Here is a 13,013-nt window from a genome sequence, read left to right on the forward strand (position 1 = left end):
GCCGGGAGCCCCGGCAGTAATCAATCAGAAATTAAATTTGATGGAGTAGATTATCGCATCCTGGTAAAAATCTTCGCCCAGTTTGTCATCCGCATAACGATACTGAATCCCTGTGGTGATGTATGAAGTTGCATTCCACCAAAGTGCGACGGCACCGTTCAGACCTTCTTTGCCGCCATTACCTGCCGCGTAGGTGGCATCACGATCAAACTCGTACTCGTTCCAGTTGGTGAGGGTGAATTTCTCACTGCCCAGCATAAAGCTGTAACCTGCAACCCAACCGGCGACATAACCGTTATCGCCGGTATAATAGGTTTGGTCTGTATAGCGTTTTGCAAAGAACGGTTTGAACCACCAACCGCTGCCGGTGAAATTGTAGCCGATCCCGTAAAGGAACATATCGTCATGGAAATTCACACGATTCGCAGAACCGTAGGTGCCATACGCATGCAAGTAGAGATTAAATCCGGTGTCACCCAGGTAAATACGGTTGGTATTTTTAAATGTATAACGCTGCTCGCTACCCGGTTTATCATGACGATCATTATAAAAGTTTTCCCAGTCGAAGAACCCGTACATTTCTCCCCAACTAAAGTTAGCGCCGCCTTCCAGTTCCAGATATCCAAAATCATCTTTGTGTGATTTGGTCGACGATTTCTCAGTGGTTCTGCTAGTCCAGTCAAGATAATGAATACCTATATCAGCAAAACCGCCTTTAAATTCTGCATGGGTTACTGCTGGTATCGCCAATACAGAAGAGAGTGTCAGAGTAAAAAGATGTTTTTTCATAGCATAATTCCCTATGCCGATCGTTATTAGTTGATTGCTTAATAAAAAGGTTGATTAAAAGCGGCATATTGTTAATGCAATGGAAAGGAGAGTACCAATACAGTTTTTTCCGCCTATTAATAGTGAAAAAATATAAATATATCGATATCGAATAACTATCGGATACATGAAAAAAGTGTATTGGTATGAGGTAGGGCAATCTCGTTATAAAAAGGCGTTAGATTCCACCCTACAAAAAAAGGATATATATGTCTCAGGCTCGGTTTTCTCATAACCCACTGTATTGCGTAGATATTATCAAGACTTATAAACCTGATTTCACGCCACGAGTGGCCTTTATTTTAGGTTCCGGGCTGGGCGCGCTGGCCGATCAGATTGAGAACGCGGTCGCAATTTCCTACGAAAAGCTGCCGGGCTTCCCGGTAAGTACGGTACATGGTCATGCGGGGGAGTTAGTGCTGGGCCATCTCCAGGGCGTACCGGTGGTATGTATGAAAGGTCGCGGACATTTCTACGAAGGTCGTGGAATGACCATTATGACTGACGCAATTCGTACCTTTAAGTTGCTGGGCTGCGAGCTACTGTTCTGCACCAATGCGGCAGGCTCGCTGCGTCCGGAAGTGGGGGCAGGCAGCCTGGTCGCATTGAAAGATCATATCAACACCATGCCAGGTACGCCGATGGTGGGACTTAACGATGATCGTTTTGGAGAGCGTTTCTTCTCACTGGCAAATGCCTATGATGCGGATTACCGGGCGCTGTTGCAAAAAGTGGCGAAAGAAGAGGGATTCCCCCTGACGGAAGGTGTGTTTGTTTCGTATCCGGGGCCGAATTTCGAAACGGCGGCTGAAATTCGCATGATGCAAATTATTGGCGGGGATGTCGTTGGAATGTCCGTTGTGCCTGAAGTTATTTCAGCACGCCATTGTGACCTGAAGGTAGTGGCCGTTTCTGCGATTACCAATATGGCAGAAGGCCTGAGTGACGTGAAGCTCTCGCATACCCAAACGCTGGCAGCAGCGGAGCTTTCTAAGCAGAACTTTATCAACCTAATTTGCGGGTTTCTGCGCAAAATTGCCTGATTAAAACAACAATAAACGGCCTCACGGGTGAGGCCACATGATGCGACAAGGAAACGATTATGAGCATCGCTTTGCGCTTAAAGGTAATGTCCTTTTTGCAATATTTTATCTGGGGGAGCTGGCTGGTTACCCTCGGTTCTTACATGATTAATACCCTCCATTTTACCGGCGCTAATGTCGGCATGGTTTACAGCTCCAAAGGTATTGCCGCGATTATTATGCCTGGCATTATGGGGATCATCGCGGACAAATGGCTGCGCGCTGAACGAGCATATATGCTGTGCCATCTGGTGTGCGCGGGCGTACTTTTTTATGCGGCGTCGGTGAGTGATCCGGATACGATGTTTTGGGTGATGTTAATCAATGCGATGGCATTTATGCCGACTATCGCATTATCGAACAGTGTCTCTTACTCTTGCCTGGCCCAGGCAGGGCTTGATCCGGTGACGGCTTTCCCACCCATTCGCGTTTTTGGTACGGTGGGATTCATTGTCGCGATGTGGGCGGTAAGCTTACTGCATTTGGAATTGAGCAGCCTGCAGCTGTATGTTGCGTCCGGTGCGTCATTGTTGCTGTCGGCTTATGCGCTGACTTTGCCTAAGATTCCGGTTGCGGAGAAAAAATCGGCCACGTCGCTTGCCAGCAAGCTGGGTCTGGATGCCTTCGTGCTGTTTAAAAATCCACGCATGGCCATCTTTTTCCTCTTTGCCATGATGCTGGGTGCGGTACTGCAAATTACCAACGTTTTTGGTAATCCGTTCCTGCATGATTTCGCCCGTAACCCGGAGTTTGCTGATAGCTTCGTGGTGAAATATCCCTCCATTTTACTGTCAGTTTCACAGATGGCTGAAGTCGGTTTCATTTTGACGATTCCGTTCTTTTTGAAGCGTTTTGGCATCAAAACCGTCATGATGATGAGTATGGTGGCCTGGACGCTGCGCTTTGGTTTCTTCGCTTATGGAGATCCGTCACCAACCGGGTTTATTTTGCTGCTGCTGTCGATGATTGTTTATGGCTGTGCATTCGATTTCTTCAATATTTCTGGTTCGGTATTTGTCGAACAGGAAGTTGATTCCAGCATTCGTGCCAGCGCGCAGGGGCTCTTTATGACCATGGTAAATGGTGTCGGCGCATGGGTTGGCTCGATTCTGAGTGGCATGGCAGTTGATTACTTTTCGGTGGATGGCGTAAAAGACTGGCAAACTATCTGGCTGGTGTTTGCAGGATATGCTCTTTTTCTCGCAGTGATATTTTTCTTTGGGTTTAAATATAATCATGACCCTGAAAAGATAACGCATCGTTCAGTTACACATTAAAAGGATTCGCAGCTCTGTTCCTTGGGGCTGCTTTTATGATAAAGGTTAATTAGTGAAAGATATTTTATTTTCTTCTGGCGTTGGTTTTGGCATTGGTGCTTTGTTTACAATCGTGCGATTACCTATTCCTGTTCCAAATGTATTGCCGGGTATATTATCCATCGTGTTTATGTATGTCGGATATCTGGTGGTGAAATACTTTATGCCATGATAATTTAATACGATGTATTTATTATATGGAGCACTTAATTATGGAACGCGTATATAGAACAGATCTTAAGTTGCTCCGTTATTTTCTTGCCGTAGCGGAAGAGTTGCATTTTGGTCGCGCAGCAGCGCGTTTAAATATGTCTCAGCCTCCGCTCAGTATTCATATTAAAGAGCTGGAAAATCAACTTGGCACGCAGCTTTTTATTCGCCATTCGCGCAGCGTCGTACTGACACACGCGGGCAAAATCTTGATGGAAGAATCGCGTCGATTGCTGGTGAATGCAAATAATGTATTGGCTCGGGTTGAACAAATAGGTCGGGGAGAAGCAGGGCGGATTGAACTCGGGGTTGTGGGAACGGCAATGTGGGGACGGATGCGCCCGGTTATGCGGCGATTCCTCAGGGAAAATCCTAACGTTGACGTTCTTTTTCGCGAAAAGATGCCCGCGATGCAAATGGCCCTGCTGGAACGGCGTGAACTCGATGCCGGAATCTGGAGAATGGCGACAGAACCACCGGCTGGTTTTACCAGCTTACGGTTGCATGAATCGGCGTTTCTGGTGGCGATGCCTGAAGAGCATCATCTCTCATCATTTTCCACCGTTCCGCTGGAAGCGCTAGGTGACGAGTATTTTGTTACAATGCCGCCCGTGTACACTGACTGGGATTTTTTGCAGCGAGTTTGCCAGCAGGTGGGATTTTCACCGGTTGTTATTCGCGAAGTTAATGAACCGCAAACGGTACTCGCCATGGTCAGTATGGGTATTGGTATCACATTGATAGCGGACAGCTACGCGCAGATGAACTGGCCCGGTGTCATATTCCGTCCGCTCAAAGAACGCATCCCGGCAGACTTATATATTGTTTATGAAACGCAGCAGGTGACGCCCGCGCTGGTTAAACTGCTGGCGGCGTTGGCGCAGTAGATGAGAGGCACGGGAACTGCCGGACATAGTTGGTCTGATAAGCGAAGCGCATCAGGCAATTTCGCAAATTGCAGATAGCAAAAAAGCGCCTTTAGGGCGCTTTTTTACATTGGTGGGTCGTGCAGGATTCGAACCTGCGACCAATTGATTAAAAGTCAACTGCTCTACCAACTGAGCTAACGACCCGAAGTGGTGGGTGATGACGGGATCGAACCGCCGACCCCCTCCTTGTAAGGGAGGTGCTCTCCCAGCTGAGCTAATCACCCACTTCGGTACTTCACATTGCTACAAGAAATTTAGCTGGCGAGAAAGTGGTGGGTGATGACGGGATCGAACCGCCGACCCCCTCCTTGTAAGGGAGGTGCTCTCCCAGCTGAGCTAATCACCCATTTCTCAATTTCTTGCTACACGGCGGAGACTACATAAAGTAGTTGGTGGGTGATGACGGGATCGAACCGCCGACCCCCTCCTTGTAAGGGAGGTGCTCTCCCAGCTGAGCTAATCACCCCCGCTGTGTGGAGTCGCATTATAGGGAGAGTTCAAAATGAGTCAACGCATTTTCTAAAGAAATTGTTCGTTCGTCGTAAATTTAAGCAAGATGATCGCAAAACAGACCGTGTTGCGCAATTTGTCAACGAAAACAATAATGCGTAAGGTTGCAACCCGAACTACATTGAGGAATCAGGCGGGAGTGATAGAATATCGCCCACTCAATTTTTCCAGGATTTGCCGGTTGTCGGCATCTTTCTAAACGTAAGGCCATTTCATGAAAATCAAAACTCGCTTCGCGCCAAGCCCAACAGGCTATCTGCACGTTGGCGGCGCGCGTACTGCTCTTTACTCCTGGCTTTTTGCACGTAACCACGGCGGTGAGTTCGTGCTGCGTATTGAAGACACCGATCTTGAGCGTTCCACGCCGGAAGCTATCGAAGCCATTATGGATGGCATGAACTGGCTGAGCCTGGAGTGGGATGAAGGTCCGTACTACCAGACCAAACGTTTTGATCGCTACAACGCGGTGATCGATCAGATGCTGGAAGAGGGCACTGCTTATAAATGCTATTGCTCTAAAGAGCGCCTGGAAGCGCTGCGCGAAGAGCAAATGGCGAAAGGTGAGAAGCCGCGTTATGACGGTCGCTGCCGCCACAGCCATGAGCATCATGCTGATGATGAACCGTGTGTTGTACGTTTTGCTAACCCGCAGGAAGGTTCTGTTGTTTTTGACGATCAGATCCGTGGTCCGATCGAATTCAGCAACCAGGAGCTGGATGATCTGATTATCCGTCGTACCGATGGTTCTCCAACCTATAACTTCTGTGTGGTTGTCGATGACTGGGATATGGAAATCACCCACGTTATCCGTGGCGAAGACCATATCAACAACACGCCACGCCAGATCAACATTCTTAAAGCACTGAAAGCGCCGGTACCGGTTTACGCGCACGTTTCTATGATCAACGGCGATGACGGTAAAAAACTGTCCAAACGTCACGGGGCGGTCAGCGTAATGCAGTATCGTGATGATGGTTATCTGCCAGAAGCACTGCTGAACTATCTGGTGCGTCTGGGCTGGTCCCACGGCGATCAGGAAATCTTCACTCGTGAAGAGATGATCAAATACTTCACCCTGAATGCCGTCAGCAAATCTGCCAGTGCGTTCAACACCGACAAGCTGCTATGGCTGAACCATCACTACATTAACGCGCTACCGCCGGAGTATGTTGCTACTCACTTACAGTGGCACATTGAGCAGGAAAATATCGATACCCGTAACGGCCCGCAGCTGGCTGATCTGGTGAAACTACTGGGTGAACGCTGCAAGACGCTGAAAGAGATGGCACAGAGCTGCCGTTATTTCTACGAAGATTTTGCTGAGTTCGATGCCGACGCCGCGAAAAAACATCTGCGTCCGGTAGCGCGTCAGCCGCTGGAAGTGGTTCGTGACAAACTGGCCGCGATTACTGACTGGACCGCTGAAAACGTTCATCACGCTATTCAGGCGACGGCGGATGAGCTGGAAGTGGGTATGGGTAAAGTTGGTATGCCGCTGCGTGTCGCCGTAACCGGTGCAGGGCAGTCTCCGGCGCTGGATGTTACCGTTCACGCAATCGGTAAGACCCGCAGTATCGAGCGTATCAACAAAGCGCTGGCTTTTATTGCTGAACGCGAAAATCAGCAGTAATTAGCGCATAAAAGATAAACGGCAGGAGAGATACCCCTGCCGTTTTTTATTTATTCTGATTCATCTATGTCGAGACGAGCAAGGAAATTACGAATTCCTTCGCGTGACAAAAATTGCGCAACTTTTTCCTGCTCACTGTGAGTCATGTTGTCTATTGCGCTGATGATTTGCCGATAAGCAGGGGTGCGAATACCCGGTGCGTATTCGGCAAGGGGTTCTTCGGCTTCCAGAAGCATCGGTGTGTTATGGAAGGCTGGCGTGTTCTGAATAAACTCGCAAACTTGCGTATCGACCAGAATAAGTCTGGCACGACCGCCTTTCACGCCAGGAAATTTTTCCGTTTTCCAGCCTTTTTCTCTGATCCAACGGTTAACAGTTTGTTTAGCCACACCGAGGCATTCAGCCAGTTCTTCGGTGGTCATTTTATTGCGTAATCTTTTCATATTATTTGCTATCGCGAATCCCTAAGCGTTGTAATAATCCGATAATCCCTTCCCGCAGAAGCAAGGATGTAAACTGTTTTTGTTCAACTGGCGTCATCTCTTTCGCCAGTGTCACCAGCAACACTTCAAGCGGCGCATCACCAGACAGGGCAGGCGCTTCTCCCTGACCTTCTGGACGTTCAGCATTGCGAATATATTCACGAACCTGTTCATTGACGTGAACCAGTCGGGCTTTGCCACCCTGGACGCCAGGTTTTGGTGACGTTGTCCAGCCTTCCTTGCGTACCCATTTATTAATGGTCTGCCGGCTATAGCCGGTCAGTCTGGCAAGTTCATCTGGCGTCATCCTCTCCTTGAACATAACAATTCCCTGAATGTATGTGGGTCTATTAGTAGTTCATTTTATAACACCACTTTACAGGAAACCGTGACATGAATAACTACTGAATGCGAGCGGTTTTCCAAAATTGTTCATTTGCCTGATTTTTCAGCGATTGAAACTACACGTTGCAATTTGCCGTTGACACATTCGGGCGGAATTCATATGATGCCGCCCGTCAACTCGACAAGCTTTACGTGACGGGGCTATAGCTCAGCTGGGAGAGCGCTTGCATGGCATGCAAGAGGTCAGCGGTTCGATCCCGCTTAGCTCCACCAAATTTTGCACCCAGCAAATTTGGTACGTAAACGCATCGTGGGGCTATAGCTCAGCTGGGAGAGCGCTTGCATGGCATGCAAGAGGTCAGCGGTTCGATCCCGCTTAGCTCCACCAAATTTCAAACCCTCGCTGTAAAGCGGGGGTTTTTTGTCTCTGCTTTTTGCCGCTTTTGTAATACAGTCTACGTCCGGGTTAGCGCCGCCTGGTGAAAGCATCATTGGATGAAAAATCGGCAACAGGCTGGCCCCTGTTTGCTTCGCGATGCGAATAAACTTATTATTTGTGTGCCTGAAAACCCCGATCAGTGAGAGTAGTGTACTCATGTTTGTGGAGCATAACCTGATAAAAAATATCAAGATATTCACACTAGCGTTTACGCTCACCGTGGTACTTATTCAGCTATCCCGTTTTATTTCGCCACTTGCCATTATCCATTCCAGTTATATCTTTCTGGCGTGGATGCCACTGTGCGTAATGCTGTCAATCTTGTTTATCTTTGGCTGGCGCGGTGTCGTTCCCGTTTTATGCGGGATGTTTTGCACCAATCTGTGGAACTTTCATCTATCTTTTTTACAGACCGCGGTCATGCTCGGCAGCCAGACGTTTGTTGTGTTGTGTGCCTGCGCAATATTACGCTGGCAGCTGGGGACGCGTTGGCGTTATGGATTGACCAGCCGATATGTCTGGCAACGTCTTTTCTGGCTTGGTTTGGTGACGCCGATCGGCATCAAATGCAGCATGTATCTTGTGGGGAGCTTTTTTGATTTCCCGCTAAAGATATCCACCTTTTTCGGCGATGCGGATGCCATTTTCACAGTCGTTGATTTACTAAGCCTTTTCACCGCTGTGCTGATTTACAACATGCTTTTCTACTATCTCACTCGCATGATTGTAAGTCCCCACTTTGCGCAGATATTGTGGCGCAGGGATATCGCTCCGTCGTTGAGCAAAGAGAAACGCGCATTTACCTTAAGCTGGCTGGCAGCTCTTAGCGTGCTGCTACTTCTGATGTGCACACCGTATGAGAATGACTTTATTGCCGGTTACCTGGTACCTGTTTTCTTTATCATCTTTACCCTCGGTGTCGGTAAGCTTCGCTATCCGTTTTTAAATCTCACCTGGGCTGTTTCAACGCTTTGCCTGCTGAATTACAACCAGAACTTTTTGCAAGGGGTACTAACCGAATATTCGCTGGCATTTATTCTCGCGGTGCTGATTTCCTTTAGTGTTTGCCTGCTCTATATGGTGCGCATTTATCATCGCAGTGAATGGCTTAATCGCCGCTGGCATTTGCAGGCGCTGACCGATCCGTTAACGCTCCTACCCAACTTTCGTGCGTTAGAACAAGCGCCGGAGCAAGAGGCGGGCAAGAGTTTTTGCTGCCTGCGCATTGATAATCTTGAGTTTATGAGTCGTCATTACGGCTTAATGATGCGCGTTCACTGTATCCGATCAATTTACCGTACGCTGCTGCCGTTGATGCAGGAAAACGAAAAGTTGTATCAATTGCCGGGTAGTGAACTGCTGTTAGTGCTGAGTGGACCGGAAACGGAAGGGCGACTCCAGCATATGGTTAACATCCTGAATAGTCGGCAAATTCACTGGAATAATACCGGGCTGGATATGGGCTATGGTGCTGCCTGGGGGCGTTTTGATGGAAATCAGGAAACCCTGCAACCCTTGTTGGGGCAGTTAAGCTGGCTGGCGGAGCAATCCTGCGCACATCACCATGTGCTGGCGCTGGATAGCCGAGAGGAGATGGTTTCCGGGCAGACCACTAAACAGGTGCTATTGCTGAATACCATTCGTACGGCGTTAGATCAGGGTGATTTGCTGCTCTACGCCCAGCCAATTCGCAACAAAGAGGGTGAAGGTTATGATGAAATCCTCGCGCGACTGAAATATGACGGCGGCATTATGACCCCGGATAAGTTTCTGCCCCTTATTGCTCAGTTTAACCTTAGCGCGCGTTTTGATTTGCAAGTGCTGGAATCCTTGTTGAAGTGGCTGGCAACACATCCTTGCGACAAAAAAGGCCCGCGCTTTTCAGTCAATTTAATGCCGCTCACGCTGCTGCAAAAGAATATTGCCGGGCGGATTATTCGTCTGTTTAAGCGTTATAACATCTCCCCGCAGGCGGTCATTCTTGAGATCACCGAGGAGCAGGCGTTTTCTAACGCAGAAAGCAGCATGTACAACATCGAGCAGCTGCATAAGTTTGGTTTCCGGATTGCGATTGATGACTTTGGCACCGGCTATGCCAACTACGAACGGTTAAAGCGTTTGCAGGCTGATATCATCAAAATTGATGGCGTCTTTGTGAAAGATATTGTCACGAATACGCTGGATGCGATGATTGTGAGATCAATTACCGATCTGGCGAAAGCGAAGTCATTGAGTGTGGTCGCGGAGTTTGTCGAGACGCAACAGCAGCAGGCGCTATTGCATAAGCTCGGGGTGCAATATCTGCAAGGGTATTTGATTGGTCGCCCGCAGCCATTAGCTGATTAACAGGCGTAAAAAAAACCGGGGAATTATCCCCGGCTTTTTTATGTATGGTCTTACAGCACCAGTGCTGCGATTGACGCAGACAGCACACTCACCAGGGTAGAGCCGTAAACCAGCTTCAGACCGAAGCGAGAAACCACGTTACCTTGCTCTTCATTCAGGCCTTTAACTGCACCTGCGATAATCCCGATTGAAGAGAAGTTAGCGAAGGAAACCAGGAACACAGAGATGATGCCTTCAGCACGCGGAGAGAGTGTAGAGGCAATTTTCTGCAGATCCATCATCGCAACGAACTCGTTGGAAACCAGTTTGGTCGCCATGATACTGCCCACTTGCAGTGCTTCACTGGAAGGAACACCCATCACCCATGCAATCGGATAGAAGATGTAGCCCAGGATGCCCTGGAAGGAGATGCTGTAGCCAAACCAGCCAGTCACGGTGGCAAACAGTGCGTTCAGCGCGGCGATCAGGGCGATAAAGCCGATCAGCATCGCGGCAACGATAATGGCGACTTTGAAACCTGCCAGAATGTATTCACCCAGCATTTCGAAGAAGCTCTGGCCTTCGTGCAGGTTGGACATCTGGATGTTTTCTTCACTGGCATCAACACGGTAAGGGTTGATCAGCGACAGCACGATAAAGGTGCTGAACATGTTCAGTACCAGTGCCGCAACGACGTATTTCGGTTCCAGCATGGTCATGTATGCACCAACGATGGACATCGACACGGTGGACATCGCCGTTGCTGCCATGGTGTACATACGATTGCGGGAGATTTTGCCGAGGATGTCTTTATAGGCAATAAAGTTTTCAGACTGACCCAGAATCAGGGAGCTGACGGCGTTAAAGGATTCCAGTTTGCCCATGCCGTTGACTTTGGAGAGCAGGAAACCAATTGCGCGGATAATCACCGGCAACACGCGAATGTGCTGGAGAATACCGATCAATGCAGAGATAAAGACGATTGGGCACAGCACTTTCAGGAAGAAGAATGCCAGGCCTTGATCATTCATGCTACCAAAGACGAAGTTAGTCCCTTCGTTGGCAAATCCGAGCAGTTTTTCGAACATTTCGGAGAAGCCTTTCACGAAGCCTAAACCAACGTCGGAGTTCAGGAAGAACCACGCCAGTAACACTTCGATAACAAGCAGTTGAATAACATAACGGATACGAATTTTTTTGCGGTCGCTGCTTACCAGCAGTGCGAGAATCGCAACAACGGCAAGTGCCAGTACAAAATGAAGGACGCGGTCCATATTTGCTCCAAATATGAGGCAGGTTAAATTTCCGTGCACATTCTATGTAACATGGTTAAGGAAAACGAGATCTGACACACACTATAATGACGTCCTGTGACAAGCTTCAAAAATAGTGAGCTGTCATACATTTCTGCTATGTTGTGTATGGAAGCTGAAAGTTATGTAAATGTGCTAACATTAAACATAACCATAACATTCAAGTCATCAATCTTTTCGTAGTCATAATCCTGGTCTATCAGAGAAATCACCACAACCCATTTAAATGAATTTGATAATCATTCTCGTTTGGCATAGCATGAAACATAGCAAAGGCTATGTTTTAGAGGCACAAGATGACGAACTATCGCGTTGAGAGTAGCAGCGGACGGGCGGCGCGCAAGATGAGGCTCGCATTAATGGGACCTGCGTTCATTGCGGCGATTGGTTATATCGATCCCGGTAACTTTGCGACCAATATTCAGGCGGGTGCCAGCTTCGGCTATCAGCTACTGTGGGTTGTCGTTTGGGCCAACCTGATGGCGATGCTGATTCAGATCCTCTCTGCCAAACTGGGGATTGCCACCGGTAAAAATCTGGCGGAGCAGATTCGTGATCACTATCCGCGTCCCGTAGTGTGGTTCTATTGGGTTCAGGCAGAAATTATTGCGATGGCAACCGACCTGGCGGAATTTATTGGTGCGGCGATCGGTTTTAAACTCATTCTTGGTGTTTCGTTGTTGCAAGGCGCGGTGCTGACGGGGATCGCGACTTTCCTGATTTTAATGCTGCAACGTCGCGGGCAAAAACCACTGGAGAAAGTGATTGGCGGGTTACTGTTGTTTGTTGCCGCGGCTTACATTGTCGAGTTGATTTTCTCCCAGCCTAACCTGGCGCAGCTGGGTAAAGGAATGGTGATCCCGAGTTTACCTACTTCGGAGGCGGTCTTCCTGGCAGCAGGCGTGTTAGGGGCGACGATTATGCCGCATGTGATTTATTTGCACTCTTCGCTCACTCAACATTTACATGGCGGTTCTCGTCAACAACGTTATTCCGCCACCAAATGGGATGTGGCTATCGCCATGACTATTGCCGGTTTTGTCAATCTGGCGATGATGGCTACAGCTGCGGCGGCGTTCCATTTTTCAGGTCATACTGGTGTTGCCGATCTTGATGAGGCTTACCTGACGCTGCAACCGTTGTTAAGCCATGCTGCGGCAACGGTCTTTGGATTAAGCCTGGTTGCTGCCGGACTGTCCTCAACGGTGGTGGGGACACTGGCGGGGCAGGTGGTGATGCAGGGCTTCATTCGCTTTCATATCCCGCTGTGGGTGCGTCGTACAGTCACCATGCTGCCGTCATTTATTGTCATTCTGATGGGATTAGATCCGACACGGATTCTGGTTATGAGTCAGGTGCTGTTAAGTTTTGGTATCGCTCTGGCGCTGGTTCCACTGCTGATTTTTACCAGTGACAGTAAGTTGATGGGCGATCTGGTGAACAGTAAACGCGTAAAACAGACAGGCTGGGTGATTGTGGTGCTGGTAGTGGCGCTGAATATCTGGTTGTTGGTGGGGACGGCGCTGGGGCTATAGTTCAACTGGCGTCGTACCAGTCATCACTGGCGGATGCGGCGTAAAACGCCTTATCCGCCCTACGCGTTA

11 protein-coding genes and 6 tRNA genes are annotated in these 13,013 nt (G+C 48.8%); 9 read left to right on the forward strand and 8 right to left on the reverse strand.

What is annotated here, in order from left to right:
- Nucleotides 1–24: 24 nt before the first annotated feature.
- Entirely contained in the window at nt 25–789 is a 765-nt protein-coding gene (locus ACJHYD_RS00890; protein ID WP_001551433.1) for an outer membrane protein OmpK, read from the reverse strand.
- Nucleotides 790–1,037: 248 nt separating this feature from the next.
- Between ACJHYD_RS00890 and xapA the strand changes: the two genes are divergently transcribed.
- The 4 genes from xapA to xapR are packed head-to-tail and all read left to right on the forward strand — an operon-like array spanning nt 1,038 to nt 4,323.
- Complete coding sequence (xapA, locus tag ACJHYD_RS00895; RefSeq protein WP_001551432.1) at nt 1,038–1,871, forward strand: xanthosine phosphorylase; 834 nt, start codon at nt 1,038–1,040, stop codon at nt 1,869–1,871.
- Between the two features lie 59 nt (nt 1,872–1,930).
- Complete coding sequence (gene xapB / locus ACJHYD_RS00900; protein WP_001551431.1) at nt 1,931–3,187, forward strand: xanthosine/proton symporter XapB; 1,257 nt, start codon at nt 1,931–1,933, stop codon at nt 3,185–3,187.
- 52 nt (nt 3,188–3,239) lie between these two features.
- Nucleotides 3,240–3,398, forward strand: coding sequence for a DUF1427 family protein (locus tag ACJHYD_RS00905; RefSeq protein WP_000651752.1), 159 nt, complete (start codon nt 3,240–3,242; stop codon nt 3,396–3,398).
- A gap of 40 nt (nt 3,399–3,438) precedes the next feature.
- Entirely contained in the window at nt 3,439–4,323 is an 885-nt protein-coding gene (xapR, locus tag ACJHYD_RS00910; RefSeq protein WP_001308829.1) for a DNA-binding transcriptional regulator XapR, read from the forward strand.
- 110 nt (nt 4,324–4,433) lie between these two features.
- On the opposite strand, the gene ACJHYD_RS00915 is transcribed toward xapR, so the two are convergent.
- The 4 genes from ACJHYD_RS00915 to ACJHYD_RS00930 all read right to left on the reverse strand — a co-directional run bounded on the left by ACJHYD_RS00915 (nt 4,434) and on the right by ACJHYD_RS00930 (nt 4,831).
- Nucleotides 4,434–4,509, reverse strand: a tRNA-Lys gene (locus ACJHYD_RS00915).
- A gap of 4 nt (nt 4,510–4,513) precedes the next feature.
- Nucleotides 4,514–4,589: transfer RNA gene (locus ACJHYD_RS00920), tRNA-Val, on the reverse strand.
- A 46-nt stretch (nt 4,590–4,635) separates the two neighbouring features.
- Nucleotides 4,636–4,711 (reverse strand) — tRNA-Val (locus tag ACJHYD_RS00925).
- Between the two features lie 44 nt (nt 4,712–4,755).
- Nucleotides 4,756–4,831 (reverse strand) — tRNA-Val (locus tag ACJHYD_RS00930).
- Nucleotides 4,832–5,089: 258 nt separating this feature from the next.
- Between ACJHYD_RS00930 and gltX the strand changes: the two genes are divergently transcribed.
- Nucleotides 5,090–6,505 carry a glutamate--tRNA ligase gene (gene gltX / locus ACJHYD_RS00935; RefSeq protein WP_000695653.1) on the forward strand — a complete coding sequence of 472 codons (1,416 nt, stop codon included), beginning with the start codon at nt 5,090–5,092 and terminating at the stop codon, nt 6,503–6,505.
- Between the two features lie 50 nt (nt 6,506–6,555).
- Here gltX and ACJHYD_RS00940 read toward each other — a convergent pair whose 3' ends face one another.
- Both ACJHYD_RS00940 and ACJHYD_RS00945 read right to left on the reverse strand, forming a co-directional pair.
- Complete coding sequence (locus ACJHYD_RS00940; RefSeq protein WP_000826500.1) at nt 6,556–6,948, reverse strand: MerR family transcriptional regulator; 393 nt, start codon at nt 6,946–6,948, stop codon at nt 6,556–6,558.
- A gap of 1 nt (nt 6,949) precedes the next feature.
- Nucleotides 6,950–7,309, reverse strand: a complete 360-nt coding sequence (locus ACJHYD_RS00945) for a YfeC-like transcriptional regulator (protein WP_000472021.1) — start codon at nt 7,307–7,309, stop codon at nt 6,950–6,952.
- A gap of 220 nt (nt 7,310–7,529) precedes the next feature.
- Between ACJHYD_RS00945 and ACJHYD_RS00950 the strand changes: the two genes are divergently transcribed.
- The 3 genes from ACJHYD_RS00950 to ACJHYD_RS00960 all read left to right on the forward strand — a co-directional run bounded on the left by ACJHYD_RS00950 (nt 7,530) and on the right by ACJHYD_RS00960 (nt 10,117).
- Nucleotides 7,530–7,605, forward strand: a tRNA-Ala gene (locus ACJHYD_RS00950).
- A 39-nt stretch (nt 7,606–7,644) separates the two neighbouring features.
- Nucleotides 7,645–7,720, forward strand: a tRNA-Ala gene (locus tag ACJHYD_RS00955).
- A 207-nt stretch (nt 7,721–7,927) separates the two neighbouring features.
- On the forward strand, nt 7,928–10,117 hold the full coding sequence (locus ACJHYD_RS00960) for a sensor domain-containing phosphodiesterase (protein ID WP_001308827.1): 2,190 nt from the start codon (nt 7,928–7,930) through the stop codon (nt 10,115–10,117).
- 50 nt (nt 10,118–10,167) lie between these two features.
- On the opposite strand, the gene nupC is transcribed toward ACJHYD_RS00960, so the two are convergent.
- Nucleotides 10,168–11,370, reverse strand: a complete 1,203-nt coding sequence (gene nupC, locus ACJHYD_RS00965; RefSeq protein ID WP_000376337.1) for a nucleoside permease NupC — start codon at nt 11,368–11,370, stop codon at nt 10,168–10,170.
- A gap of 335 nt (nt 11,371–11,705) precedes the next feature.
- Here nupC and ACJHYD_RS00970 point away from each other — a divergent pair, with 335 nt between their 5' ends.
- Nucleotides 11,706–12,944, forward strand: coding sequence for an Nramp family divalent metal transporter (locus ACJHYD_RS00970; protein WP_000186369.1), 1,239 nt, complete (start codon nt 11,706–11,708; stop codon nt 12,942–12,944).
- Nucleotides 12,945–13,013 lie beyond the last annotated feature (69 nt).

It is taken from the genome of Escherichia sp. WS1368 (assembly GCF_046487485.1).
Taxonomy (GTDB): domain Bacteria; phylum Pseudomonadota; class Gammaproteobacteria; order Enterobacterales; family Enterobacteriaceae; genus Escherichia; species Escherichia coli.